The following is a 26,953-nucleotide window of genomic DNA, read 5'->3' as shown; positions in this document are numbered from 1 at the left end:
TTTTTCTATTTTGAAGTTAGATATTACACATTAAAATTTGCAATACTTCTTTCTAATACAGTTGCTATATTAACTAATTTCTTTGAAGTTAGAGCTAATTCATTTGTTATAGCTGCCTGCTCTTCTGTAGAAGCTGTTACCTCTTCAGATAATGCTGAAATTTCTTGTGATTTTGAAGCTATATTCTCTACAGTATCTAAAATCTCATTTCTACCTACCATAGTTCCTTGAAGTACCACACTAACTTTATCAATTTCTCTAGGAATATCATTAACTTTTTTAATAACTTCTTTAAATGAAGTTGTTACATTACCAATATCATTTTTGCTTTCTTCTACTATTTTAGTTACAAGTTCTGTTGTATTAAAGACTTCTTTGTTTTCTTTCATTACAGCATTTATTAATTGAGTTATGCTTTTTGATGATTTTAAAACCTCTTCTGCTAATTTTCTTATTTCTTCTGCAACTACCGAAAATCCTTTTCCAGCATCACCTGCTCTTGCTGCTTCAATAGATGCATTTAATGCTAAAAGATTAGTTTGTTTAGCCACACCATTTATAACATCAACTATGGAGTTAATTTGTGATATAGTCTTATCTAAATTTCCCACTTTATTCCTTGCAATTAAAAATGAATCGAACATCTCATCAATAGTAGTTGCTAATTTATTTATAGTATCTGCTCCTACATTTGTATCCGTCTTTATATCATTCCCAACTTCAGCTAACAGTTTCAATTCATTTTGAACATTATCTAAATCCTTTGAAAAACCTTCTAATAAAGTAACTGCACCTTCTAAGGCCTCTGCTTGCTTTATGCCCTCTTGAGATACGCTTGTCACTGAAGCGGCAATTTCTTCACTAGATAATGCTACTGTAGTTCCACCCTCTTTAATATTTCCAGATAAATTACTTAAGCTTTCTGATATTACTTTAGTTTTTCTAACAAGTTCTCTAAATCCTTTTGTAGTTTCTTTACTAACCGCTGCAAGGGTGCCTATTTCATCTTTACCTGAAACTTTATATTCAGCAGTTAAATCTCCTTTACCTATTTTTTCAACGGTATCTTTAATGCTTTCTATAGGTTTAGCAACTCGTCTTCCTATAATTGTTCCTGCAATAGCAGCTATAATTAGTAGTGCTATAGCATAAATTATACTTTCCATAATTGTATTTCTAATAGTCTTCTGCATATTATCTATAGAAATTCCAACTGAAAGAACATATACTATATTATTTCCATCCTTAATTGGCACTCCTACATTATACGCTGGAGTTCCTTTCCATTCGTAGATACTACCAATTGTTTTACCTTGAAATTCGTTGTCCAATTCTCCAGAATCAATTTTCTGTCCAATAGAATCCTTTGATGTTCCTGCAACAAGAATTTTATCTCTAGACACTACTCCAACATACCATAGCTGACCATCTGCACGTTCATATATTCCGTCAATTATATCTTGTATTTTATCAATATTCTTTATTCCTGCTTTTTCAATATTTGCTCCTATGTTATTGGCTAAAGTAATTCCATCTGCCTTCATTTGATTTTCTATCCCACTTATCATTTCGTATGTAAAAAAAGATGTACAAATAAAAATTATTATTGCTGCCATTAAAACAAAATTAAAAATCAGTCTTTTCCTTATAGAATTAAGCATATCATATCACCTCAAAATTTTAGTATTTAAATCATTCATTATATTTAACTAGCAACCTAATCGGACTTTTTTATTATACATTTCATATGCATAGGAAATATATGTTGAATCGTATGTAAAATAAGACGCATAAATTAAAGTTATTATTGCTATTATTAAAACAAAATTCGAAACTAATCTTCTTATTATATAATCAAGCACATCACTGCCTCCCAAAAATCTAAGTGTTTTATGTTAAAATTAGTATTATAATCTTTACATTTTAATTTAGTACCCGAAACGAATCCCTTTCGAAATATAATTCGTACGTGTACGAATTATATTTCGAAAAAACATTAACATCATAATATTCTCTTAAATTATGAAATTAATTAAAATTATTAAATTTAAACTCCTATAACTTTTTTAATTCCTGGAACTTCTTCCTTTAACTTCTCTTCAATAATCATTTTTATTGTCATCATTGCTCCTGGACAATTACCACAAGCCCCTTGCATCTTAACACTTACAATACCATCTTCGCTTACATCTACCAATTCAACATCTCCACCATCTCTTTGAAGAATTGGTCTGATTTTATCTAATGACTTTACTATTAATTCTTTCATATTTGAATTCCTTCTTTCTTTTTTCGTACGCGTACGAATTATCTATGTAAAAAAAATGCTTTTAAAGCATTTTTATTATATTATTAAGAGCTTTATCCATGTTATCTTCAAATACTTTTCTTTGCTCTTCATCAAAATCTTTTAGCAATATCTCTAGAAATTCTTTATCCATAGTTTTTAACTTTTTCTTTATGCACAAACCTTCAGTAGTCAAACTAATATAAGCACTTCTTTTATCTTCACTACAAACACATTTATTTATCAATCCCTGACTTTCATATTTATTTATTATGTCAGATAGAGATGATTTAGATATTTTCCATATACTTGCAATTTCATTGAATAAAAGTTTTGAGCCATCCTCTGGTAAAATTTCAAATAGCATAGAATGATTTTGCAATATAGCTATTTGCTCATCTTTTAATTTCTTTACGACAAATTTGTTTGATGCTTCATTAAGTGCATTTAATTTTCCAATAATACATTTCTTTTTCATTTTTACCACCTCGTTCGTTCGGGTACGAATTAATTATAAAATTACATTGTCTATATGTCAATATATTTTTTAGAATTTTATTATTTTCTTCTTACTCTTAAAATATTCGGTATATATAAATTTTTACACCTTAAATTCTGATTGATAATTTATTCCCCAATCATACATAGCTTGAATTATTGGAGTCATTGAGTCTCCAATCCTTGTAAGTTCATATTCTACTCTTGGAGGTACTTCTGCATATACTGTCCGTTTTATAACCCCATCTCTCTCTAGTTCTCGCAATTGTAAAGTTAATGTCCTATGAGTTACCTTTGGCATTAAACGCTTCAGTTCATTAAATCTCTTTCTCCCACCTAATAAGCGATATAAAATAATCCCTTTCCACTTACCACTAAGTATGTTTAATGTTGTCTCTACAGGACATTGAATATTCTGGCAATCTGAATCTACAACTTCTTCTTTCATTTTTTCACCCCCTTAGTATAAAAAAAGATACTTAGGTAACTATATGTATATCATATATCAAAAATGTGCGTACTTCAATATAATAGATGGTTGTGCTAATCTTAATTTACAATCAATGAAAGGTGGTTTTAAAAAATGAATAATAAAAATCAACAGATAATAGATGCATTTCAATTTCGTCATGCTTGTAAAAAATTCGATTCTACGAAGGTAATTCCTACGGAAGATTTTAATACAATATTAGAAGCTGGCAGACTTTCTCCAAGTTCATTCGGCTTTGAACCATGGAGGTTTCTTATAATACAAGATTCAAAACTTAGAAAAAAACTATTTCCTGTATCATGGGGTGCACAAAATAGTCTAGATGGAGCTAGTCATTTTGTAATTATACTTGCACGTAAAAAAATTGATACACTCTATAGTTCTGAATACATTACTAATATAATGTCTGAAGTTCAAAAACTCCCCAACGAAGTAGCTGCTGGTAAGAGAGCTGCATTTGAAAAATTCCAAAAAAATGATTTTAATTTATTAGAAAATGATAGAGCCCTTTACGATTGGGCCAGCAAGCAAACTTACATAGCTTTAGCAAACATGCTTACTACTGCTGCTTTCTTAGGAATAGATTCTTGCCCTATTGAAGGCTTTAATATAAACGAAGTTGAAAAAATTCTTCAAGAAGACGGTATTTTAGATGCTGAACATTTTGGAGTATCAGTAATGGCTGGCTTCGGATATAGAGTCCAAGAACCATATCAAAAAACAAGACAAACTTTAGATAATATTGTGCAATGGATTTAATCCCATAATATATAAAATTTAAACTTTATTACAATTAAGTCATGATTAATTATATAACCATGACTTTTTTATAATTATTAGTAAATACATTTGATAAATCACTTGTCTCTGTGTTAATCTATTTACTACTATGGTAAAATTAACGTACTATAGCTTAGTGTGTATGCATTAAAATTTATAGATTGGAGTGAATTCTTTGGAAAGATTGGATAAGATAATTTCTAATTTAGGATATGGAAGTAGAAAAGATGTTAAGTCTTTTGCAAAAAAAGGCATTATAGAAGTTGACGGTGTAATAGTAAAGGATAATGGAATGCTTGTTGACCCAGAAAAATCCATTATAAAAATAAACGGTGAACAAATATTATACCGCAAATACATATATCTTATGATGAATAAACCTGATGGAGTGATTTCTGCAACTCATGATAACAAAGATGAGACTGTAATTGACTTATTAGAATTAGAACATCAAGTATTTGAGCCATTTCCAGTTGGCAGATTAGATAAAGATACTGTTGGATTATTACTGTTAACAAACGATGGTGAACTTAATCATAGATTAATAGCTCCTAAATGGCATGTTGACAAAGTATATTATGCAAAAATTGATAAAAAAGTAGATGAAAAAGATGTTGCTGCTTTTAAAAATGGTATTACTTTAGATGACGGTTATAAATGTATGGAGGCAAAGCTTGAAATTCTATCTAACGATGATAATGGCTCAGACATCAGAGTGACAATACAAGAAGGTAAATATCATCAAGTAAAAAGAATGTTTGAAGCTGTTGATAAAAAAGTAGTTTACCTTAAAAGAGAAGAATTTGGTGGTCTTCTATTGGATCCTACTTTAGAAGAAGGCGAATATCGTGAATTAACTGATGATGAATTAAGCCTTTTAAGAAGCTATTAACGAATATTAAATTATTTTTGCAATAAAATAATTCATTTTCACAAAAAAAAATCATATTTTTTATTAAATTACTTGCATTTCCCTGCACAATACCCTATAATTAATATGCAAGGATAAATAAAAGGAATATATAGCCCCCTTTTTATTTATTGCTTATTGCTTATTGCTAAAGCGCAACCTAGCCCCAAGGGTTGCGTTTTTTATTTTCGTCGATGTAAACATTTACTAGCGCTGTATAAAACTAGTAATTCATGTTCATATATAAATTATTTGATATATTTCATAATTATTGGTATTAATATTTTTAATGAATAAAAAAAATCATTTTGTTTAACAAAATGATTTTTTTTATTCATTAAAAGTAATTTCTAATTGTCTAATATTATTCTAATTATCAATTAGAAATTAAACCCCATTTCTATAATATCCCATAACCTTAGGAACATAGTTTTGAGTTTCTTTTGGCATTTTATATAAATCATTTGCCGATAAAACTCCTCTTTTTTGCATAGTTCCAGGGCCACCATTATAAGCCATAAGTGCCATTTCTATACTTCCACCATATTGATCTAAATATTCTTTGAACAACTTAGTTCCACCATTAATATTTTGATTTACATCATATTGATTCGTAATACCTAAACTCGAAAAGTTTTCAGGCATAATTTGCATCAATCCTGCAGCGCCTACACCAGATGTGTCATTTGGATTAAAATCAGATTCTTGTTTAATAATAGCTAAAATCAAATTTGAATCCACACCATATTTTTGAGCTGCCGAATCCACTGCACTATATATTTTCTTAAGATCTGCATCACTTCTATTTGCCAATAAAGATTTAGAGCCTGCGTAATTAGCATATCCATTTCTCAACACCATAGGTATATCTTCTAACTTTTGGCCTGTCAAATATGTTTGACCTACTCTTGATGCCTTAACTTCACTTTCACTGCTTTTATCCTGCGAATCAGAACTTTCTGCCTTGGCATCTTTTTTATCAGTATTTGCCTTATTATCAGTAATTTTATTAACATTATTTTGCATTGTTTTTTTTGATGAATCTGTCAAGTTCTTCATCATCATTTCAAATGCCACATTTTTTTCATCATTAGCTGAATCACTTGAACTAGTACCATCATTAGTTAATTGTCCATTTCCCGCCATGCTCATTGCTAATAATTGCTCATTTGAGAGTTGATTAACACCATTTATCGCCATTTTAAATAACCTTCCTCCAAATTTTTTCTTATGATTATTTTCGAACATTTTTTATTAACCTTTAACATAAAAAGTTATTTCATCATAATCTTCATAACTTGCCTTTTTATAATAACTCTTTGCGAGTGCTAAAATTTTATGCTTACCTTGAATAAATGGAATAAAGCTATAATAATGCTTCCTACTATAGGCTTGAACTTTTCTCCATTCATTATTTTCCATCAAATAAAATTCATAGCAAACATCTTTCCCACCTCTGCTTATAACTTCAAAAGTCAATTCTTCATTGACATTAGCTTCTAATTTATTAGCTATAATTTTAGTTTCTATTACAGGTGGTGCTTCACTTACATATAAACTGATTTCTTTCTTTGAATCATATTCATTTTTACATTTTAAATTTTTTGCATAAACCTCTATCGTATACTTCCCTACAATCTTAGGAGTAAATCTCAATTTTTTATTTCTTGAAAATTCTGTTTTCTCAACAGAGTTACCATTAATTTTTGTTTCATATTTCACTAAAACATTTTGAGTATTTTGTATAATACATTCAAACTCTATAGGTTCACCAATTAAATGCGTTTCTTTATATGGCATAATTATATAATCTATCTCTCCAGGCAAATACTCCATCGCCTTCAAATATACAACTGTATGCGCATCATAGGGCTTATCAGAGTATCTATCTTTAAGCATTATTTCAACTTCATATTCTCCAACTTGTTTTGGAATAAAATTAATCCAATTTGCTTTATTAAATTCTCCACCTTCCAGCCTTCGCTTATCTTTTCTAATTGTAAAAGCATATTGAAGATGTGTTCCACCTTCTGCATTTACCATTATGTTAACTGGCTCTCCAGTAATAATTTTCTTTTCCTTATCAACTACCACATCAAGAATTTTCACTGGTGTTTTACCTTTTTTTTCAATAGTAAATGCTATTTTCTTAATGTCTTCATACTCTTCTTTATAGCTTGCATCTTTTACAGACAATATAATTTCATATTCTCCCGCTTCAATTGGCGTCCAAGTAAATTCATTCTTTTCAGTATAACCTGTATCATATTCTATCGTACCATTAACTCTATATCTATATTGTAGATTAGTTCCTCCTTGCACTTCAGAACTAAACTTTATTTCAGTTTCAGTTACCTGTGGAGAATTATAATTAGCTACAAAGCTATTAATCTTAACCTCCTTATACGGTTTTACACTATAAACTAAAATAGCCCTATCATCATATTCTTTATTTGAAAATATACTTTTTGCAAGACACAGAATCCTATAACTTCCTGCTTGAGTTTCCTTATAATAAACATGATTTTTCGTTGAGTAATCTTGAATGCAAATAGCCTTTCCATCTTTAAATATTTTATAAAATTTATATAGTAACACTTGATCATTATTATCTAAAGTCTTTTCAACATTAGTTTCCACTAAAAATTCAAGTTTTTCACCAACTAACAATAATTTACTCAAACACTTAAAATTCGTTATTTCTATTTTTATTGAAGCTTTAACGTTTATTTTTATAACTCTATAATCTTCAAAACTCTCAGTAGATTCCATCCTCTTACATTGAATTAAAAATTCCTTTTCACCTTGTTCATTGGCTGTATATTTAAAAAGATTACTTGTATCATAATCTCTAACTATGCTCCACTCATTATATCTTTTGGCATAAATTCTATATAAGTATGCTTCTTCATTATTAGTGATCACTTCAATAGAACACTTATCCCCAACAGAAATTTCATCCTTGTCAATTATAATTTCATGTATAATGTTAGATACATTTCCTGAATTAATTTCATTTTCATTAATTACTTCTTTATCATTTGGTGAAATTTCACCTTGTTTTGTTTCAGCATTTCCTATTAAAATGTCTTTTTCAGCTTTAGTAAGTTCCTTAACGTTAAATAACACTAAATTATCATCTTTATTAGTTATTGCTTCTTTAAATTTATCGTTGTCACTAGTGGATTCTGCAGTATCTAATACTAATAAATTATCTTGCTCTTTATCTACAATATCTCTATACTCTATATTCACTTCTTCTGCATTTACCGCTGTTTCAATAGATACTTCTTTATGCATAGTATCAGTCACCTCTCCTTTAAGTATATAGTACTCCTCCTTAGCCAAATAATCTAATGGTTTTTTACCATCCTTTTCTCTAGCTTGTATCATAACCATGTACTCTCCTTCTTCTTTAGGTTTCCATATGCACTCATTCTTATCTGAAAATTCTTGAATAGTATTCCAAAGGCCACCCTTACCAACAATAAATTTATATTCTAACTCCTCTAGTGCATTTTCTATTCTTCCCGATATATTAATTTCAGTATCAACTTCTTGGGGTGCTTTTTTATCAAAAGCTATCTCAACATACTTTAACTGAAGTTCCTCCATAAATAAATACTCCCTTCATACACATTTTCAAAACCACCTTAATACTATATTATACATTTTACCATTATTTGTAAATAACTTCAGTTAATTTTTATTTTAATTATATCATGTTTGATTATTAAATTTTTTTTACAATTAGATTTTAACCTATAATTTTAGTAAATAAAAAAAAGAAGCCTATAAAATTAAGCTTCAAACACATAATTATTCTCTTATAATTCTTATTAAATTCTTTTCTAGTCTCAAGTTATCATCTTCAGTTCTTTTCTTAGGATTGGAGGTCTTCCCCCCTCCTTTTCTTATTTTCTGTGATATATGTCGTTCTTCTAATAGCCTATCAATATTCTGTTCATCATAAATATAGCCTTTAGGATTTATGACTTTTGCTTTTTTTGATAGACATATTGCAGCAACTCCATAGTCTTGAGAAACAATAATATCTCCTTGCTTTGTTTCATTCATCACATACATATCAACACTTTGGAATCCACTATCTACAATTTTAACTTCTGAATAATCACTTTGAATAAAATGATTTATATCACAATAAATTATTACTGGCACCTCATAGGTTTTAGCTACTTTTTCAATAATGGAGATGCCTGGACAAGCATCTCCATCAATTATAATCTTCATTTAGATTAAAGTCTCTTTTCTAATTCTGCTTTAACATCTTCATAACCTGGTTTTCCTAAAAGCGCAAACATATTTTTCTTGTAAGCTTCAACTCCTGGTTGATTAAATGGATTTACACCTAAAAGATATCCGCTAATTCCACAAGCCTTTTCAAAGAAGTAAACCATATATCCAAAATAATATGCTGAAATTTCAGGAACATTTACTATCATGTTTGGAACTCCACCATCATTATGAGCTAATACAGTTCCTTGGAAAGCTTTCTTATTAACAAAATCCATAGTTTTTCCTGCTAAAAAGTTTAATCCATCTAAATCATTATCAGCTTCTTCTATATTAATTTCATATTTAGCCTTTTCTACGTTAATAACTGTTTCAAAAAGAATTCTTCTTCCTTCTTGAACATATTGCCCCATTGAATGAAGATCTGTACTAAAGTCAACAGCTGCTGGGAATAATCCCTTATTGTCCTTACCTTCTGATTCTCCAAATAATTGTTTCCACCATTCATTGAAATAGTGAAGAGATGGTTCGTAGTTTACTAATAATTCAATTGTCTTTCCTTTATTATATAAAGCATTTCTAACTGCTGCATACTTATAAGCATCATTTTCATTAAGAGATGGATTTGAATAAACTTCTCTTGCATCAGCAGCACCTTTCATCATTTCATCAATATCAATTCCAGCTGCTGCTATTGGTAATAATCCAACTGCTGTTAATACAGAGAATCTTCCTCCAATATCATCTGGAACTACAAAGCTAGCATAACCTTCAGCATCTGCTAAAGTCTTTAATGCTCCCTTAGCCTTATCAGTTGTAGCATAAATTCTCTTTCTAGCTTCATCTACTCCATACTTATTTTCTAAATATGTTCTTAAAATTCTAAATGCAATTGCTGGTTCAGTTGTAGTTCCTGATTTTGAAATTACATTTACACTTACATCTTTACCTTCAATTGCTTGTAGTAATTCTGCCATATATGTTGAGCTTATATTATTTCCTACATAAAAAATTTTAGGAGCTTTTCTCTTGTCATTGTCTAGTGCATTATGAAAATTATTAGTTAACATTTCAATTGCTGCTCTAGCACCAAGATATGATCCTCCAATTCCAACTACTATTAAAACTTCTGAATCAGATTTAATTTTTTCTGCTGCCTTCTTAATTCTAGCAAATTCATCTTTATCATAGTTTACTGGTAGATCGATCCATCCTAAAAAGTCATTTCCTGCTCCTGTTCCATTATGTAATTTATCATGAGCACTTTTAACCATTTCCTCCATATAATCAATTTCAGTCATGTTTAAATAAGGTGCAACTTTTGATAAATCTAATGATATACTTTTACTCATCTCTATATCTTACCTCCATATAGTTAAAAATATTGTTACTTTTTTAATTATATCATAAATTAGAACAATCTTTGCCTATGTTTAAATTTTTTATCAATATATACAGATTTTTATTATCAATAGGTTTATTATGTTCATAAATAATATTTTTACCCTAATTTTATTAGATATTCTTTTGTAAAAAGAATTATAAAAAACATAAAAGATTTCAAAAGGAAATCAAAACGAATTGATTGTTAAGTATTTAACACTGATATTTATAAAATATATTTTTAAAAAGAGGAGTTTCCTCCTCTTTTTATATTATTTAATATAACTCTATTTTTATATCTGATCCACTAACAACATCTGCAGCAACAGCATCTTCTTCTTATTCCAGCTAATATTTCTTGTTTTGCCTTTTCCTGTCCTGCCCTGCAGCCTTGTTGAAATCCTTCTTGAGCTCCTAAAGTACGTCCATCTTGAAATCCTTGAGGATAGCCTGCATTATATCCATTCTGATATCCGCAATTATATGCATCCTCTAGCGCATCTTCCATACGATTATTTCTACATCTACATCTGCCTCTTGTATCATTGGCACCTAGTGTACAATTTCTTCTATTTGCTTGTGCACCAAGAGTTCCATTTGGTCTATTAATATTTCCACCAATATTGCAATTACTTGTATTTTCTCTTCCATCTGATCTACAACACCTACAGCATCTATCGTCTGATCTGCAACTTTTGTTGCATCTATCATCTCTGTTTCCCATTTTCTTCTCTCCTTTGTATTAATAATAATCTTTATCGATTATCTACTACCATATTATGCGGATTTCTTATATTTGATATTGTTTAACAAAAATAACTTGAATTGAACAGAAAACATTAATGTTCATAAATATTTTTCTAATTAAGTCGTTTTTTGGTTGAAATATAATTTCTTAAATGTACAATAATATTACTAAGCAATTTAAAACAAAAAGGAGGTGCTTTAGAATGAATCCTGTATTATTATTAGATAATGTCAGTAAACGGATAAAAAATAAGGAAATAGTAAAAGGAATTAGTTTTTCAATTACTGAAGGTGAGGTTTTAGGTTTTCTTGGACCAAATGGAGCTGGGAAGTCCACAACTTTAAGAATGATCGTTGGACTGTCTTCTCCTACTAGCGGAAAAATTCTAATTGATAATCATGACATTACTAAAGATTATGTTAATGCAATGTCACAAGTAGGCTGCATAATTGAAGGGCCAGATATGTACAATTATTTAAGTGGTTTAGAAAATCTAAAAATGCTAGGTTCTATGAATAAAAATGTTACCTCTGATGATATTAATAAAGCAATACAACTTGTTGGTATGCAAAATAGAATAAATGACAAAGTTTCTACTTATTCTTTAGGTATGAAACAGCGATTAGGTCTAGCACAAGCTCTTATCCATAAACCAAAGCTTCTTATATTAGATGAACCAACTAACGGCTTAGATCCATCAGGAATAAATGAATTTAGAAATATAATAAAAAATCTTTCCAAAAAAGAAAATATAGCTGTTCTTATTTCTAGTCATTTAATATCTGAAGTAGAATTAATGTGCGATAAGGTTGCTATAGTAAAAAATGGTACTTTAATAAAATATTCTAAAGTATCAGAACTCATTAATGAACAGGAAGTTTTCTTTGTTTTAAATAATAACGAAAAAGGGCTTGAGTTTCTTAAAAACAACTGGAATATAGATGGCTTTTTAAAAGATGGAAGAATTGAAGCAAAAGTTGACTTATCCAAACTTGAAGAAATTAACCTTTCTTTAATTAAAGAAGGACTTAAGATAAAATTCGTAAATACCAAACATAAAACTCTTGAAGATTTATTTTTATCTCTAACAGAAGAAGATACTATGATCAATTAGAAGGGAGGAGACATCCTTGTTAGTATTAATTAAAAATGAAGTAAACAAAATGTTATATAGAAGAAAAATGTTACTTATTACTGCTATCATGTTAATTTTAGTTTCACTCTTTTCATATGGTCAGAATTATCAATACAAAAATACTATAGATAAATATATGAAAACAACTAATCAAACTGAAAATATCGACTGGCAGTCATTACAAAAACAGCAAATACAAGATTTAAAAAATAGACTTAATAGACCAGATACTCCAGAAGCAAGTAAAGCATCTATTAATATTAAGATTCAACAGAATCAATATTATTTAGACAATAATATAAACCCTATTACTCCAAGTGCTGCAAAATTCACAGTAAAGTTAATGGAGCAATCCATATTTGTACTCCTTCCTTTACTAATAATAATATTAGCTGGAGATAGTGTATGTGGTGAATTTTCTGCAAAAACTATCAAAGTACTGTTAACAAGAGCTACACCTAGATGGAAAATCCTCCTTAGCAAATATATAGCACTTGTAATTTTGTTTTCACTGGTGATTTTAGAAATGGGAGTATTATCCCTTTTAATCTCAGGCTTCTTATTTAATAATTGGGGCTTATACGAGCCCATAGCAACTGGTTTTAATTCAAGTTCTGGCATATTAGATACTTCAAACGTTATAAAAGTAACTCAATTACAATATGTAATTCTTGTTTATTCACTTGGCTGGTTTGTATCAATTATTGTTGGAACAGTTTCATTTATGGTTTCTGTTTTAGTTAGAAATACAGCTACATCCATTGGCATAATGATGGCCACATTAATTGGAGGAGGTTTTCTTCAATTATTTTTAGCCGACTGGCCCATAGTAAAATATTTCTTTGTCATAAATTTAAATCTGCCACAATATCTTACTGGTTCATATACACCTATACCTGGAATGTCCTTACTTTTTAGCACTTTAGTACTTTTAACCTGGGGCATATGTGCTTTTATTATAAGTTTTGCTGTATTTACTAAACAGGATGTATTAGTTTAAAAGGAGGCGATTAAAATGTTAAAAAACTTACGCTGGAAACTAATTTTATTACTATCCATAATATCTACCGTTACATTAATTACAGGCTTTTTAACAGCATTGTCAATAAGTTCTGCACCTCCTAAAGAAATAACGCATACTGATATTGAACCTCCTAAAGAAACTAATGAATTGAATTCGAACTTATATAACATATTAGTTCTTGGAGATTCTCTAGCAAAAGGAACTGGAGATGAAAAAGGACTTGGCTTTTCTGGTTACTTCTCAGATTATTGGAAAAGTAAAACACCAAAAGAAATTAAAATAAATAACCTAGCTGTAAACGGAGATGTATCCAGTGAATTATTAAATATAGTGCAAAATCCTCAAAATATATCCTATATCAAAGGTTCATCTATAATCTTCATATCTATAGGTGGTAATGAGATAAGCAAGCTAAAAAATATGGATATAACATCATCTACAACAAAAATAAAAAATATTGAAGATACCTATTTAAGCAATTTAAAAGCTACCTTTAAAATAATAAGAGATAACAACCCATCATCCATGGTAATTTTTATCGGGCTATATAATCCTTTCGGAAAGGATCTTACACCAGATAAAGTTAGTATTTTAAATGATTGGAACTATCAAAGCCAACAGCTTGTATCGCTAGACTCAAATGCTATTTTTATACCAACTTATGATCTATTTAAATATAATTTACAAAATTATTTAACAGTAGATAATTTTCATCCAAATAGTTCTGGATACGAAGCTATATCTAATAGAATAGTTGAAGCTTTAAAAAATTATAAAGCTTAATTATCAATTTATTTGATTTATCTTTACCTTTGTAGTATATAATCAAACAATTATCCAAATAAGTTAATGTATAATATATGTTCAACAAATATCATACATTTGTTTTATTTTTCAGTTTATATGATATAATATAAATATATTGTTATATTATTATATTGTTATCAGTATAATAATTAAGAAAAGCTTAATGCGTCAACATTAAGCTAATCCTAGAACGTTTTTTAGTTTTAGGGCTATTAGATTTTATTGGTTAGAAAATGAACGCTTACTCTTGATCGGATGGGGCGTTCTTTTCTGTTGTCTTAAAATTTATTTTAAAACCTTTTATGTTAACCTCGAGATTAAACTCGCAACTTTTTGAGTTACTTCTTAGTGCTCTATTAATTAATATTACTAATAATATTAATATTGATACTATTAACACGCCAACTATCACAATCTAATACCACCCCCTTAGACTATTATTTCTAACAGCCCAAGGTGGTGGAAACCACCGTACCGATCTATACGGAAAACTACCATTATTATATCATCATTGGATTATAATTAAAATAATTATTTCTTTTATTATAAAATTACATCCTCTATATAATAATTATAATCTTTTGTAGCATACAATTAAGCCTATTTTACAAGTTATTAATCATAATAAACACTGTAAAATAGGCTTTCTCATTTTAAATTATATTTATATTTTATTCAAATTCAATAGTAGCTGGAGGTTTTCCTGTACAATCATACATTACACGATTTACCCCTTTTACTTCATTTACAATTCTAGTTGTTACCTTTCCAAGTACTTCCCATGGAAGATCTGCAGATTCTGCAGTCATGAAATCACTTGTAGTTACAGCTCGAAGAGCAATTGCATAATCATATGTTCTTTCATCTCCCATAACACCTACTGAACGCATGTTAGTAAGAGCTGCAAAATACTGGCCAATTTCTTTATCAATACCTGCTTTTGCAATTTCTTCACGATAAATTGCATCTGCTTCTTGAACTATTTTGACTTTTTCAGCTGTTACTTCTCCAATGATACGTATTCCAAGTCCAGGTCCTGGGAAAGGTTGTCTGAATACTAATTTTTCAGGTATGCCAAGTTCAAGTCCTGCCTTACGTACTTCATCTTTAAATAATAATCTAAGTGGTTCTATTATCTCTTTAAAATCAACATAATCAGGAAGTCCTCCAACATTATGATGTGATTTTATAACTGCTGACTTTCCAAGTCCACTTTCAATTACATCTGGATAAATAGTTCCTTGTACAAGAAAATCAACTACTCCTATTTTTTTAGCTTCCTCTTCAAATACTCTTATAAACTCTTCTCCAATGATTTTTCTCTTTTGCTCTGGCTCTTCTACTCCAGCTAACTTTTCATAAAATCTTTCTTGTGCATTTACACGTATGAAATTTAAATCATATTGACCATTAGGTCCAAATACTGCTTCAACTTCATCACCTTCATTTTTACGAAGTAATCCATGATCGACAAATACACATGTCAACTGCTTTCCAACAGCTCTTGAAAGTAATACTGCAGCTACAGATGAATCAACTCCACCAGACAATGCACATAGTACTTTCCCATTACCGACTTTTTCACGTACTTCTTCAATTGTCTTTTCAATAAAAGAATCCATTTTCCAATCTCCACTGCACCCACAAACATTAAATACAAAGTTTGAAAGCATCTTTGTACCTTCTTGTGTATGCATAACTTCTGGATGGAATTGAACTGCATATAAATTTTTAGCTTCACATTCCATAGCCGCAACTGGGCACACTGGAGTTTGTGCTGTTACTTTAAATCCTTCTGGTTCCTTCTCTATGTAATCAGTATGACTCATCCAGCAAATCGTTTCAAGTGATACACCATTAAAAAGCTTAGATTCTACATTTACATTAACTTTTGTTTTCCCATACTCGCTTACAGGTGCTGTTGCAACTTTTCCTCCAAGCATATGAGACATAAGTTGAGATCCATAACATATGCCAAGGATAGGTACTCCTATTTCAAAAATAGCTTTATCGCATAAAGGAGAATCTTCACCATATACGCTATTAGGCCCACCTGTAAAGATAATTCCCTTTGGATTCATTTCTTTTATCTCATTAATACTTAAATTATAAGGATGAACTTCACAATATACTCCGCATTCCCTTACTCTTCTCGCTATTAATTGATTATATTGGCCGCCGAAATCAACGACTAAAACTAACTCTCTATCCATGTTATCCTCCTAAACTAATCTTATACCTTCTATTATTAACTATCTAATAGTTTTTATCAATAAATTATAGCAATCTTTATATTGAATTTTATATACATAATAATAAATGGTTTATACTTAACAAAATTAAGTAATGCACAGTTCACATGAGTGGTTTATTCTTCATTGTAAACTGTGCATTTTATTATTGTCCTACACTATAATTTGGTGCTTCTTTAGTAATATTAATGTCATGTGGATGACTTTCTCTTTGACCTGAAGCTGTTTGAACTACAAAATTAGCTGTTTCATATAAAATATCAAAGTTTTTCGATCCTAAATATCCTAATCCTGATTTAATTCCGCCCAATAATTGGAATATAGTATCTGAAACAAGACCTTTATATGCTACTCTTCCTTCAACGCCTTCTGGAACTAGCTTTTTATTTCCTTCTTGGAAATATCTATCCTTTGATCCGCATTCCATAGCCGCTAGAGAACCCATTCCTCTATAAACCTTGTAACTTCTTCCTTGATATATTTCCATTTCTCCTGGTGCTTCATCACAACCTGCAAATAATGACCCCATCATTGCTACAGAAGCTCCAGCAGCTAATGCCTTAACTATATCTCCTGAATATTTAAGTCCACCATCTGCAATTACAGGAATTCCGTACTTTCTACCAACTTCCGCACAATCCATAACTGCTGTTAATTGAGGAACTCCAACTCCTGCTACAACTCTTGTAGTACAAATTGATCCTGGTCCAATACCAACTTTAACACAATCAGCTCCAGCTTTTATTAAATCTTCTGTAGCTTCAGCCGTTGCAATATTTCCTGCTATTACTTGAAGTTCTGGGTAAGCCTTCTTAATTTGTGTTACTGCATCTAAAACACCCTTTGAATGTCCGTGAGCTGTGTCAAGTGTAACAACATCAACTTGCGCTTTAACCAAAGCATCAATTCTTTCCATCATGTTTCCAGTAACCCCTACTGCTGCCCCACATAATAATCTACCTTTACTATCCTTAGCTGCATTTGGGAATTTCCTCACCTTTTCGATATCTTTCATTGTGATTAATCCCTTTAAGATTCCGTTCTCATCAACCAAAGGTAATTTTTCAACTTTATGTTTTTTTAATATTTCTTTAGCTTCTTCTACAGTAGTACTTTCAGATGCAGTTATTAAATTTTCTTTAGTCATTACTTCTGAAATTTTTCTTTGAAAATCTGTTTCAAAAATTATATCTCTATTAGTTATTATTCCGATTAATTTTCCTTCTTCAGTAGTTATAGGAACTCCTGATATTCTATATTGAGCCATTAAATTTTCTGCATCTTGAATAAGGTGATCTTGTGATAAATATATAGGATCTGTAATAACACCATTTTCTTGTCTCTTAACTCTATCTACTTCTTTGGCTTGTTGTTCGATAGTCATATTTTTATGTATAATTCCGATTCCGCCTTCTCTTGCCATAGCAATCGCCATTTTTGATTCAGTTACTGTGTCCATTCCTGCACTCATTAAAGGAATATTTAACTCTATTGTCTTAGTTAACTTTGTCTTTGTACTTACTTCCCTTGGTAATATTTCAGATTTGTTAGGTACTAATAATACATCATCAAAAGTATATGCTGTCTTAATTATTTTTGCCATTATGAATCCTCCCCAGTTTTTGATTTATTTATTTCATTTTAAATTATTAATGATTTTTTTCTTGCATTTTTATATTATTTTTATATATAAAAAAAGCACATTAACCTCAAAAGTGATGTTAATATGCCAATAAAACCTTAGTCTTATCCTATACCAATATCACTTATAGTCAGAAATTTGCGGTTTCCGGTAGATACTCCTTGCCATATTCAAGGTATATATAAGCTTTTAAATATTTTATGTTTTTGAATTAAAATTATTATAATGTATGTGTACTCTAAAGTCAACAAATTTGAAATTAAAATTGCATTTTTTCTAAATTATAATTTATATATAATCGTTTTTATTGCATAATATCTTAATTTATTAACTTTTCTTCATTATCTATATCAAATTCTTCTCCCGCCACAATATCATAACATTTCTTGATATTTGTCTTTTCAGTATCTAAATTACTTAACGAAACTCCATCTAAATATGTTTCAACTCCAGCTACCTTTTCAACGTCATCAATGGTAGCAGTTTGTTCTACAGGTGTATTACTTGTAAGATTATAGGAATCAACTGCCATAACAACTTTTCTGCATTGATCTAGTATTTTTGTTTTTTTAGCCTGTTTTATATAACCACCTATTTTGGGTAAAAGTGCTGCAGCCAAAATTCCTATCATAGCAATTACAGCTATCATCTCTATTAAAGTAAATCCTTCTTTTCTTTTTCTATCATTATAATATACATGTTTTATTTCAATCTTGCTACCGTGCTTTATCATCTTAAACCAAAACTCCTTTTCTCAGTTTTAGTTTAAATTATGTCTACTTCTTCATTAATTTATACAATTATAATAAATAAAACCATTATATTTCTCACATCAAAAAGAGGAGTAAAATTACTCCTCTAATTACTTCATTAACATATGTCATTTTTAATTTTAGTACATTCCGTCCATTCCCATTCCTGGAGCACCTGGCATTGCTGGTTCTTTAGATGGGATATCAGCTACTGCTGCTTCTGTTGTTAGGAATGTTGAAGCTACAGATGCTGCATTTTGAAGAGCAGATCTAGTAACCTTAGTCGGGTCTACTATTCCACCTTTAATCATATTGATATATTGATCATGTAATGCATCATATCCTATACCTGGTTCGCTATTTTTAACTTTTTCAATTATTACTGAACCTTCAACTCCTGCATTAGCTGCTATTTGTCTTACTGGTTCTTCTAATGCTTTTACAATTATGCTTATTCCAACTTGAGTATCTGCAACATCTGAAGTTAATTTTGCTACTTCATTAATTACATTAACATAAGCTGTTCCACCACCAGCTACTATTCCTTCTTCAACTGCTGCTTTTGTTGCATTTAAAGCATCTTCAATTCTAAGTTTCTTTTCCTTAAGTTCTGTTTCAGTTGCTGCACCAACTTTAATTACTGCAACTCCACCTGCTAACTTAGCTAATCTTTCTTGTAATTTTTCTTTATCAAATTCTGAAGTTGTTTCTTCAATTTGAACTTTGATTTGGTTAATTCTTTCTTTTATTCCATTAGAATCACCCTTACCATTAACTATAACAGTGTTTTCTTTATTAACCTTAACACTATCAGCTGTACCTAACATATCAATAGTAACATCTTTTAATTCTCTTCCTAACTCTTCAGCTATAACAGTTCCACCAGTTAATGTTGCAATATCTTGTAACATTTCTTTTCTTCTATCTCCAAAGCCTGGTGCTTTAACAGCTACACAAGTGAATGTTCCTCTTAATTTATTAACTACTAATGTAGCCATTGCTTCTCCTTCAATGTCTTCAGCAATAATTAATAATTTTTTACCTGATTGAACGATTTGTTCAAGCACTGGTAAGATTTCTTGAATATTTGAAATCTTCTTATCAGTTATTAATATATATGGATTTTCTAAAACTGCTTCCATTTTTTCAGTATCTGTAGCCATATAAGGTGATACATATCCTCTATCAAATTGCATTCCCTCAACTACATCTAATTCAGTTCCCATTGATTTAGATTCTTCTATTGTAATAACGCCTTCATTTCCTACTTTTTCCATAGCATCTGCAATTAACTTACCAACTTCTTCATCAGCAGCTGAAATTGCAGCAACTCTAGCGATATCTTCTTTTCCATCTACTTGCTTAGAAATCTTTTTAATTTCTTCAACAGCTTTTTCTACAGCCATTTTAATACCAGTTCTGATTAAAATAGGATTAGCTCCAGCTGTTACATTTTTTAATCCTTCTCTGATTATTGCTTGTGCTAACAAAGTTGCAGTTGTAGTTCCATCTCCTGCTACATCATTAGTCTTTGTCGCAACTTCTTTAACTAATTGAGCTCCCATATTTTCATATGGATCTTCTAGTTCTATTTCTCTTGCAATTGACACACCATCATTTGTAATTAATGGTGCTCCAAATTTCTTATCTAATACAACATTTCTACCTTTAGGTCCTAAAGTAACCTTAACTGTATCTGCTAATTTATCTACACCTATTTGCATAGATCTTCTTGCTTCTTCACCGAATTTTAACATCTTAGCCATTTATATAACACTCTCCTTTTTTGTATGTTATTTATATCTTTCTATCTTCTTAAATTAAAATTATTTAGCAATGCACTCTCAATTATTCTACTATTGCTAATATGTCATCTTGTTTTAAAATAGTATATTCTTCACCATCAACTTTAACTTCTGATCCTGCATATTTAGAGTATAAAACCTTATCTCCAACTTTTACTTCCATAGGTACTCTATTTCCGTCTACGACAGCTCCAGGACCCACTGCAACCACTTCTGCTTCTTGTGGTCTTTCTTTTGCAGTACCAGTTAAGACTATTCCACTTTTAGTCTTTTCTTCTGCCTCTAATTTTTTGATTACAACTCTTTCACCAAGTGGTTTAATTTTCATGAAAAACCCTCCTTAAAATAATTATGTTATTATTGTTGCTTTTTTCTGTTAGCACTCGTTACTGTCGAGTGCTAACATATTTATAATATCCTTTATATCCATATAATTCAAACATTACTTCTAATATTATACCCGATTTTTAAGCGAATATTACCTATTATCTCAAAATATATTTAATTTGCTTAAACTTTCTCAATTTTTCTTACTTTTTATTTATAATGAAAAACTCTACTCAAGAAAATACTCCTGAGTAGAGTTTATATCTACATTTAAGCTATAATAAGAAATATATATTTTTCCAAAAACAAACTATCTTTCTAAGTCAATATTATGATACTCTTCTAATGCCTTATTTGATAATACAGTTTTAATAGTTGTTTGTTGATTTATTTTTGTGAAAGGTGCCTTTGCTTTCATAACAGGTGCTATTTTTGCAGCTCCATTTATACATCCGCCTTCACACATCATTCCTTCAATGAAATTTCCTGGTAATTTTCCTACTTTAGCCATAGTCATAGTTTTCTTTATTTCTGCTCCACCTGAAACTTTAACAGGTTTGAATTCAATTTCCACACCTTTTTCTTGGATGAAGTTTTCTATCGCTGCAGTTAAACCACCACCTACAGCAAAATTTCTACCAAAGATTGATGCTTGATCAACTACTATATCTTCACATTTTTCAGGATCTATTTCAAATGCATCAAATAAAGCAATTAATTCTTCAAAAGTTAATGCATAATCAACAGCATCCTTTATTGATTCAATCAATACTTCACTTTTCTTAGCAGTACAAGGTCCTATAAATACAACTTTAGCATCTTTATGCTTTGCTTTTATATATCTTCCCGTAGCTACCATAGGAGAAACAGTTCCTGAAATTCTTTCAGCTTGATCTGGCATCATTTTTTCAATATAACTTAGAAAGCCTGGACAACATGAGTTTGTCATGTAGCTATCCCCTTTTTCCATTCTCTCTACAAATTCTGTACTTTCATGTACAGTAACTGCATCTGCACCGCATGCTACTTCTACCATATCTGTAAACCCTAATGCTTTAATTGCATTTTTTACTTGTCCATATGTTGTCTTTGCGCCAAATTCACCTGTTATCGCTGGTGCAACTATAGCATAAATATTTTCTTTTTCCATTAATCTATTAACAACTCTAACTAATGAACTTTTATCTTCTATAGCACCAAATGGACATTCAGACATACACGCACCACAATTTACGCATTTACTTTCAGTAATCTCAGCTCTTAAATCGTCAGCATTATAGCTTAAGGCTCCTGTTGGACATGCTTTTTTACAAGGTCTCATATCTTCTGCAATAGCATCATAAGGACATACCTTATTACACATTCCACATTCTTTACATTTATCTGGATCAATATATGCTTTTCCATTAACATATGAAATTGCCCCAAAATTACATACACTTTGACACTTGTGTGCAACACAATTTCTGCAAGAATCAGTAACTTGGAACTTATTTGTTGGGCATCTGTCACATGCTTCCTTTATAACATACAATATCTGTTTTTCTTCATCTATCTCAACTAGTTCTTGTCCATTTTTGCCATTTGGCATATAACCTGCAGCAAGCTTTGCTCTTTCCAGTACTATATTTCTTTCTCTATCAACAGTTTCTCGATAATTAGGTTCATCTCCTACAATCATTTCAAAAGGAATTTTTTCTAACTCCTCTTTACAAAGTTTGTTTTCTTTTGCTAACACTACAACTCTAGTAAGAACTTCATGCTTTAGCTTTAAAAGTCGATTTTCAAATTGAAACATTAATATACACTCTCCCAAAAGTAATTTTAATCTTATATTTAATAGCACGGCATAATTATAACACATACTTGTTAAAAATATAACAAGTATCATATAAGTTTAAATTTTCTGATTTTTCCGCTCTAACAGTAATTTTTTGCCTATATTAATATATAAAAAATAATAAGTCAACACACTTTAAATTCTGCAGAATATTAAATCAATTCACTTATTGATTTAATATTAATTTTGTATATAAGGATTTTCCTTATTCATAACAGAATATCTCTAGTTTAGTTGACTTATTCTCTATTTATATTTATTTACTAATAAACTAAAATATCACACCTTGGGAAATATTAATCTTAAACCTCAATTTTGTTTTCTCTTGCATAATAAAATAAATATTGTTGTGCAAATCCAGAAAGCTTACCAAACTCATTTCTTCCAAATATTCTAATTTTGTTTAATGAAGAATTTTCTGCACCATAAAAATGAATCATTGCACGCTTAACCCAGACATCCACTGGAAATGCCGAAGTTTTACCCATAGAAAATAGCATAATACAATCAGCCACTTTAGCTCCTACTCCTTTGAATTCTTGAAGAGCCTCATGACACTCATCATCCTTCAAATTTTTAATATAATCTAAGTTATATTTTAGATAACTATTTTTTTTATCTAAATTCGAGTCATCCATCACCTTGTCAGATGCATAAACATTTTTAATCGTATCTAATATGTATTTACTTCTAAACGATGCTCCTGTTTCTTGTATTTCCTCCAATGTAGCATCTTTAATTTCATTTATGCTTGGAAATGCGTAATATGTTTTTTCTTTATATATAATTTCTTTTCCCCATTTGTTTGATATTTTATTCACAGTCTTTTTTATTGAAGGTATATTATTTCTTGCAGAAATTATGAAGCTGATTAACATTTCAAAAGGATCTTGATTTAAAACTCTCACTCCATATCCAAATTCTATACTTTGTTTAAGTAACGGATCTTTTGAAAGTTCTTGCTTTATCTCTGAGTAGTCCCTATCTAAATCAAAATATTTAATCCAAATTTCATTAACTTCCTCTTCTGTTGCATTATATATTATTATATTTGCACCTTCCTCTTTAACTTCAATCAATTTTCCAAATGCAATTACAATATAGTGACCTTCTGCAATTTCCTCAAATCTAAAAATTTGACCACATTCAAATATATGCTTTAATTTAAAATTTTTAACCTCCTCTATCACTATATAATTATCATGAAATTTTACTGACTTATAATCCATTTATATCTTTCTCCCTTGAAAATCTATAATATTTTATTCTGCTTTTCTTTGAGAATAATTTCTTCTAAAATTTCTGCACCTGTTTCTATCATTAGTGTGCATTTTTTTACGTTAGTATATTCCTTTTTTAAATCATCACATTTAATATATCCCAATTTATCTTGCAAATTATTTATAAATTCTTGTGTCATTTCTTTTACTCTTGGACTTTTATGTCCGCTTATTTCAGTGAACATCACTCCAATCACACCTACTGAGGCAGTTATAACTCCACAAATATGACCAATTCCCATTCCTCCTCCAAATCCAGACATAACTTTCAAAGTTTCATTCGAAAGATTCAAATCATATTCTTCATTAGCTGCATATATAATACTTTCTGCACAATTTAAATCATATTTCTCTTCTCTATATTTTTTGACCATCTCTTTTAACATTAATTCCCCACCTTGTCAAAAATGATTATTTATTAATATATTATATCACTTAATTCCAATATAATCCTCCAATTCAGAAAATTTATTAAAACTTCAAATTAAAAAGGCTTCAGAACATTGTCCCGAAACCTTTTATAGCTTAGATATTAAAAATCAACCTTATTTCCATAATATATGCATTCAAATATCTTCTTCATTTCATCTTTATTTAATTGTCTTGGATTTGATCCAGTACAAGCATCTGCAATAGCTCTCTCAGAAATCATATCAACTTTTGCTTTAAATACTTCTTCATCAATACCATATTCTTTTAATGTAAGTGGAATTGACATCTTCTTATTGAACTCTTTAATTAAGTTTGTTAATGAATCTACTAATTCATCGTCAGTTGTACCACTTAATCCAAGTCTCTTAGCTATATAAGCATATCTATCTAATGCAGTCTTTTTATTGAAATCAATTACGTATGGTAGATAAATAGCATTTGCACATCCATGAGGTATATGGAATACTGCTCCTGTCTTATGAGCCATACTATGAGTTATTCCAAGTAATGCATTAGAGAATGCCATACCTGCTAGGCATTGTGAATAATGCATTTGTTCTCTAGCATCTTTATCTCCCTCATAAGATTTAAGTAAGAAATCACGAATCATTTCAATTGCTTGTAATGCTAATGGATCTGTAAATGGTGAATGTAATGTTGCTACATAAGCTTCAATAGCGTGAGTTAATGCATCCATACCTGTATGAGCTGTTAATGTAGCAGGCATTGTTTCTGCTAGTTCTGAGTCAACTATAGCTATATCTGGAGTTATATTAAAATCAGCTAAAGGATACTTTATTTCTGTCTTATAATCTGTAATTACAGAAAATGCTGTTACTTCTGTAGCTGTACCACTTGTTGATGGAATTGCAATGAATTTTGCTTTTTGTCTAAGCTCTGGTAATCCAAAAGGAACCACTGCTTTTTCAAAAGTAAAGTCTGGGTATTCATAGAATATCCACATAGCTTTTGCAGCATCTATTGGTGATCCTCCACCCATTGAAATAATCCAATCAGGGCCAAACTCTCTCATTGTTTCAGCACCTTTAAATACTGTCTCAACTGATGGGTCTGGTTCTACACCCTCAATTAATTTAACTTCTATACCAGCTTCTTTTAAATATTCTAAGGCTTTATCAACGAAACCGAATTTCTTCATTGATCCCCCACCAAGTACTAGTACTGCTTTTTTACCTTTTAAAGTCTTTAACTGCTCTAGTGATCCTTTTCCATAATAAATGTCTCTTGGTAATGTAAATCTCATCATAATTTTAATAACCCTCCTCAAAATATCTGTATAAGTATAGGAATTTTCAGAATTTTTCCTATATTAGATATATTTCTATAAAAAGTCTAAAAATCCTTTACATTTGAAAAAAAATCTCAAAAGAATAGTTTCTCTTGAGATTTTTTATATTACTATTTAGAATAATCGTAGAATCCTTTTCCTGACTTTCTTCCAAGCCATCCAGCTCTAACATATTTTCTTAATAAACTACTAGCTCTGTATTTGCTATCTCCTGTTTCATTATATAAAACATCCATGATAGCTAAACATACGTCTAAACCAACAAGATCCCCTAATGCTAAAGGTCCCATTGGGTGATTAGCTCCAAGCTTCATAGCTGCATCTATATCTTCAGCAGATGCTACACCTTCTTGTAAAATGAAAGTAGCTTCATTTATCATTGGAATTAAAATTCTGTTTACAACAAATCCTGGTGCTTCAGCAACTTCTACTGGAGTTTTTCCGATTGCTTCTGATAATTCTTTAACTGTATCAAAAGTTTCTTGAGAAGTTGCAGCTCCTCTGATAACTTCAACTAACTTCATTATTGGAGCTGGGTTGAAGAAATGCATTCCGATAACTTTATCTGCTCTCTTTGTAGCTGAAGCAACTTCAGTAATTGATAAAGATGAAGTATTTGAAGCTAAAATTGTTTCTGGTTTACAAATACCATCTAATTCTGCAAAGATTTCTTTCTTAATTTTCATGTTTTCGATTGCAGCTTCAACTACTAAATCGCAGTCAGCAGCTAAATTCATATCAGTTGTTCCTGAAATTCTTGAAAGTATAGCTTCTCTATCTTCTTCAGTCATTTTTCCCTTTGCTACTAGTTTTTCTAAACCTTTAGATATTCCAGCTATTCCTCTATCAACAAATTCATCCTTTATATCTCTTACGATTACTTCACAACCGTTTTGAGCGAATGCTTGAACGATACCAGCACCCATAGTTCCTGCTCCAAGTACAAAAATCTTTTTCATTGACTTTTCCTCCTCAAAATTCATAATTATAGATATCCT

The 26,953-nt window shown here is 30.1% G+C and carries 24 protein-coding genes and 1 riboswitch; of the genes, 5 read left to right on the top strand and 19 right to left on the bottom strand.

Annotated features, from left to right (window positions below; all coding sequences use genetic code 11):
- Positions 1 to 23: 23 nt before the first annotated feature.
- The 4 genes from CSPA_RS02265 to CSPA_RS02250 form a co-directional block, all read right to left on the bottom strand.
- A complete protein-coding gene (locus CSPA_RS02265; protein WP_015390606.1) occupies positions 24 to 1,661 on the bottom strand; it encodes a methyl-accepting chemotaxis protein in 1,638 nt (545 codons plus the stop codon).
- Between the two features lie 386 nt (positions 1,662 to 2,047).
- The gene (locus tag CSPA_RS02260) at positions 2,048 to 2,269 is read right to left on the bottom strand and encodes a NifU family protein (RefSeq protein ID WP_015390604.1); all 222 of its coding nucleotides are present in this window, start codon (positions 2,267 to 2,269) and stop codon (positions 2,048 to 2,050) included.
- A gap of 61 nt (positions 2,270 to 2,330) precedes the next feature.
- Positions 2,331 to 2,765 carry a MarR family winged helix-turn-helix transcriptional regulator gene (locus tag CSPA_RS02255; RefSeq protein ID WP_015390603.1) on the bottom strand — a complete coding sequence of 145 codons (435 nt, stop codon included), beginning with the start codon at positions 2,763 to 2,765 and terminating at the stop codon, positions 2,331 to 2,333.
- Positions 2,766 to 2,888: 123 nt separating this feature from the next.
- A complete protein-coding gene (locus tag CSPA_RS02250) occupies positions 2,889 to 3,233 on the bottom strand; it encodes a winged helix-turn-helix transcriptional regulator (protein WP_015390602.1) in 345 nt (114 codons plus the stop codon).
- 135 nt (positions 3,234 to 3,368) lie between these two features.
- Between CSPA_RS02250 and CSPA_RS02245 the strand changes: the two genes are divergently transcribed.
- Entirely contained in the window at positions 3,369 to 4,034 is a 666-nt protein-coding gene (locus CSPA_RS02245) for an NAD(P)H-dependent oxidoreductase (protein WP_015390601.1), read from the top strand.
- Positions 4,035 to 4,230: 196 nt separating this feature from the next.
- Positions 4,231 to 4,947, top strand: coding sequence for a pseudouridine synthase (locus tag CSPA_RS02240; protein WP_015390600.1), 717 nt, complete (start codon positions 4,231 to 4,233; stop codon positions 4,945 to 4,947).
- 405 nt (positions 4,948 to 5,352) lie between these two features.
- Here CSPA_RS02240 and CSPA_RS02235 read toward each other — a convergent pair whose 3' ends face one another.
- The 5 genes from CSPA_RS02235 to CSPA_RS02215 all read right to left on the bottom strand — a co-directional run bounded on the left by CSPA_RS02235 (position 5,353) and on the right by CSPA_RS02215 (position 11,326).
- Complete coding sequence (locus CSPA_RS02235) at positions 5,353 to 6,165, bottom strand: lytic transglycosylase domain-containing protein (RefSeq protein ID WP_017810850.1); 813 nt, start codon at positions 6,163 to 6,165, stop codon at positions 5,353 to 5,355.
- A gap of 54 nt (positions 6,166 to 6,219) precedes the next feature.
- A complete protein-coding gene (locus CSPA_RS02230) occupies positions 6,220 to 8,580 on the bottom strand; it encodes a triple tyrosine motif-containing protein (RefSeq protein ID WP_015390598.1) in 2,361 nt (786 codons plus the stop codon).
- Between the two features lie 204 nt (positions 8,581 to 8,784).
- Complete coding sequence (locus CSPA_RS02225) at positions 8,785 to 9,216, bottom strand: YaiI/YqxD family protein (protein ID WP_015390597.1); 432 nt, start codon at positions 9,214 to 9,216, stop codon at positions 8,785 to 8,787.
- A 5-nt stretch (positions 9,217 to 9,221) separates the two neighbouring features.
- The gene (locus CSPA_RS02220; RefSeq protein ID WP_015390596.1) at positions 9,222 to 10,571 is read right to left on the bottom strand and encodes a glucose-6-phosphate isomerase; all 1,350 of its coding nucleotides are present in this window, start codon (positions 10,569 to 10,571) and stop codon (positions 9,222 to 9,224) included.
- Between the two features lie 338 nt (positions 10,572 to 10,909).
- Complete coding sequence (locus CSPA_RS02215) at positions 10,910 to 11,326, bottom strand: FliH/SctL family protein (protein WP_015390595.1); 417 nt, start codon at positions 11,324 to 11,326, stop codon at positions 10,910 to 10,912.
- Positions 11,327 to 11,552: 226 nt separating this feature from the next.
- Between CSPA_RS02215 and CSPA_RS02210 the strand changes: the two genes are divergently transcribed.
- From CSPA_RS02210 to CSPA_RS02200, 3 genes are read left to right on the top strand one after another with little or no spacing between them, the layout of a single operon-like run.
- Positions 11,553 to 12,464: an ABC transporter ATP-binding protein gene (locus CSPA_RS02210; protein WP_015390594.1), complete on the top strand. Its 912-nt coding sequence runs from the start codon at positions 11,553 to 11,555 to the stop codon at positions 12,462 to 12,464.
- A gap of 16 nt (positions 12,465 to 12,480) precedes the next feature.
- Positions 12,481 to 13,485, top strand: coding sequence for an ABC transporter permease (locus tag CSPA_RS02205; protein WP_015390593.1), 1,005 nt, complete (start codon positions 12,481 to 12,483; stop codon positions 13,483 to 13,485).
- Positions 13,486 to 13,500: 15 nt separating this feature from the next.
- Positions 13,501 to 14,292: an SGNH/GDSL hydrolase family protein gene (locus tag CSPA_RS02200; protein ID WP_015390592.1), complete on the top strand. Its 792-nt coding sequence runs from the start codon at positions 13,501 to 13,503 to the stop codon at positions 14,290 to 14,292.
- A 695-nt stretch (positions 14,293 to 14,987) separates the two neighbouring features.
- Here the strand turns inward: CSPA_RS02200 and guaA are convergent.
- The 10 genes from guaA to CSPA_RS02150 all read right to left on the bottom strand — a co-directional run bounded on the left by guaA (position 14,988) and on the right by CSPA_RS02150 (position 26,914).
- The gene (gene guaA / locus CSPA_RS02195) at positions 14,988 to 16,529 is read right to left on the bottom strand and encodes a glutamine-hydrolyzing GMP synthase (RefSeq protein WP_015390590.1); all 1,542 of its coding nucleotides are present in this window, start codon (positions 16,527 to 16,529) and stop codon (positions 14,988 to 14,990) included.
- A gap of 184 nt (positions 16,530 to 16,713) precedes the next feature.
- Positions 16,714 to 18,171, bottom strand: a complete 1,458-nt coding sequence (gene guaB / locus CSPA_RS02190) for an IMP dehydrogenase (protein ID WP_015390589.1) — start codon at positions 18,169 to 18,171, stop codon at positions 16,714 to 16,716.
- Between the two features lie 146 nt (positions 18,172 to 18,317).
- A riboswitch (purine riboswitch) is annotated at positions 18,318 to 18,415 on the bottom strand.
- 114 nt (positions 18,416 to 18,529) lie between these two features.
- The gene (locus tag CSPA_RS02185) at positions 18,530 to 18,943 is read right to left on the bottom strand and encodes a type II secretion system protein (RefSeq protein ID WP_015390588.1); all 414 of its coding nucleotides are present in this window, start codon (positions 18,941 to 18,943) and stop codon (positions 18,530 to 18,532) included.
- 159 nt (positions 18,944 to 19,102) lie between these two features.
- Positions 19,103 to 20,728, bottom strand: a complete 1,626-nt coding sequence (gene groL / locus CSPA_RS02180) for a chaperonin GroEL (RefSeq protein WP_015390587.1) — start codon at positions 20,726 to 20,728, stop codon at positions 19,103 to 19,105.
- Positions 20,729 to 20,810: 82 nt separating this feature from the next.
- Positions 20,811 to 21,095, bottom strand: a complete 285-nt coding sequence (gene groES / locus CSPA_RS02175; protein WP_015390586.1) for a co-chaperone GroES — start codon at positions 21,093 to 21,095, stop codon at positions 20,811 to 20,813.
- A 309-nt stretch (positions 21,096 to 21,404) separates the two neighbouring features.
- Entirely contained in the window at positions 21,405 to 22,892 is a 1,488-nt protein-coding gene (locus tag CSPA_RS02170; RefSeq protein WP_015390585.1) for a 4Fe-4S dicluster domain-containing protein, read from the bottom strand.
- Positions 22,893 to 23,236: 344 nt separating this feature from the next.
- Complete coding sequence (locus CSPA_RS02165; RefSeq protein WP_015390584.1) at positions 23,237 to 24,163, bottom strand: DNA-3-methyladenine glycosylase family protein; 927 nt, start codon at positions 24,161 to 24,163, stop codon at positions 23,237 to 23,239.
- A gap of 23 nt (positions 24,164 to 24,186) precedes the next feature.
- Positions 24,187 to 24,600 (bottom strand): C-GCAxxG-C-C family (seleno)protein, encoded by a 414-nt coding sequence (locus tag CSPA_RS02160; RefSeq protein WP_015390583.1) that lies wholly within the window; start codon positions 24,598 to 24,600, stop codon positions 24,187 to 24,189.
- Between the two features lie 146 nt (positions 24,601 to 24,746).
- Positions 24,747 to 25,913 (bottom strand): NADPH-dependent butanol dehydrogenase, encoded by a 1,167-nt coding sequence (locus tag CSPA_RS02155; RefSeq protein WP_015390582.1) that lies wholly within the window; start codon positions 25,911 to 25,913, stop codon positions 24,747 to 24,749.
- 152 nt (positions 25,914 to 26,065) lie between these two features.
- Positions 26,066 to 26,914 carry a 3-hydroxybutyryl-CoA dehydrogenase gene (locus CSPA_RS02150; protein WP_015390581.1) on the bottom strand — a complete coding sequence of 283 codons (849 nt, stop codon included), beginning with the start codon at positions 26,912 to 26,914 and terminating at the stop codon, positions 26,066 to 26,068.
- Positions 26,915 to 26,953: the final 39 nt, after the last annotated feature.

Source organism: Clostridium saccharoperbutylacetonicum N1-4(HMT), from assembly GCF_000340885.1.
In the GTDB taxonomy this organism is placed as follows: domain Bacteria; phylum Bacillota; class Clostridia; order Clostridiales; family Clostridiaceae; genus Clostridium; species Clostridium saccharoperbutylacetonicum.
The sequence above is the reverse complement of the archived record's forward strand: the minus strand, read 5'-3'. Positions and strand labels throughout refer to the sequence as shown.

Bases quoted from the DNA above. Each gene is read 5' to 3' on its own strand.
- CSPA_RS02265 (WP_015390606.1), bottom strand. From the start codon at position 1,661: ATGCTTAATTCTATAAGGAAAAGACTGATTTTTAATTTTGTTTTAATG.
- guaB (WP_015390589.1), bottom strand. From the start codon at position 18,171: ATGGCAAAAATAATTAAGACAGCATATACTTTTGATGATGTATTATTA.
- guaA (WP_015390590.1), bottom strand. From the start codon at position 16,529: ATGGATAGAGAGTTAGTTTTAGTCGTTGATTTCGGCGGCCAATATAAT.
- CSPA_RS02200 (WP_015390592.1), top strand. From the start codon at position 13,501: ATGTTAAAAAACTTACGCTGGAAACTAATTTTATTACTATCCATAATA.
- CSPA_RS02160 (WP_015390583.1), bottom strand. From the start codon at position 24,600: ATGTTAAAAGAGATGGTCAAAAAATATAGAGAAGAGAAATATGATTTA.
- CSPA_RS02260 (WP_015390604.1), bottom strand. From the start codon at position 2,269: ATGAAAGAATTAATAGTAAAGTCATTAGATAAAATCAGACCAATTCTT.
- CSPA_RS02155 (WP_015390582.1), bottom strand. From the start codon at position 25,913: ATGATGAGATTTACATTACCAAGAGACATTTATTATGGAAAAGGATCA.
- CSPA_RS02150 (WP_015390581.1), bottom strand. From the start codon at position 26,914: ATGAAAAAGATTTTTGTACTTGGAGCAGGAACTATGGGTGCTGGTATC.
- CSPA_RS02165 (WP_015390584.1), bottom strand. From the start codon at position 24,163: ATGGATTATAAGTCAGTAAAATTTCATGATAATTATATAGTGATAGAG.
- CSPA_RS02220 (WP_015390596.1), bottom strand. From the start codon at position 10,571: ATGAGTAAAAGTATATCATTAGATTTATCAAAAGTTGCACCTTATTTA.
- CSPA_RS02255 (WP_015390603.1), bottom strand. From the start codon at position 2,765: ATGAAAAAGAAATGTATTATTGGAAAATTAAATGCACTTAATGAAGCA.
- CSPA_RS02185 (WP_015390588.1), bottom strand. From the start codon at position 18,943: ATGATAAAGCACGGTAGCAAGATTGAAATAAAACATGTATATTATAAT.
- CSPA_RS02245 (WP_015390601.1), top strand. From the start codon at position 3,369: ATGAATAATAAAAATCAACAGATAATAGATGCATTTCAATTTCGTCAT.
- CSPA_RS02230 (WP_015390598.1), bottom strand. From the start codon at position 8,580: ATGGAGGAACTTCAGTTAAAGTATGTTGAGATAGCTTTTGATAAAAAA.
- groL (WP_015390587.1), bottom strand. From the start codon at position 20,728: ATGGCTAAGATGTTAAAATTCGGTGAAGAAGCAAGAAGATCTATGCAA.
- CSPA_RS02250 (WP_015390602.1), bottom strand. From the start codon at position 3,233: ATGAAAGAAGAAGTTGTAGATTCAGATTGCCAGAATATTCAATGTCCT.
- CSPA_RS02210 (WP_015390594.1), top strand. From the start codon at position 11,553: ATGAATCCTGTATTATTATTAGATAATGTCAGTAAACGGATAAAAAAT.
- groES (WP_015390586.1), bottom strand. From the start codon at position 21,095: ATGAAAATTAAACCACTTGGTGAAAGAGTTGTAATCAAAAAATTAGAG.
- CSPA_RS02215 (WP_015390595.1), bottom strand. From the start codon at position 11,326: ATGGGAAACAGAGATGATAGATGCAACAAAAGTTGCAGATCAGACGAT.
- CSPA_RS02170 (WP_015390585.1), bottom strand. From the start codon at position 22,892: ATGTTTCAATTTGAAAATCGACTTTTAAAGCTAAAGCATGAAGTTCTT.
- CSPA_RS02235 (WP_017810850.1), bottom strand. From the start codon at position 6,165: ATGGCGATAAATGGTGTTAATCAACTCTCAAATGAGCAATTATTAGCA.
- CSPA_RS02225 (WP_015390597.1), bottom strand. From the start codon at position 9,216: ATGAAGATTATAATTGATGGAGATGCTTGTCCAGGCATCTCCATTATT.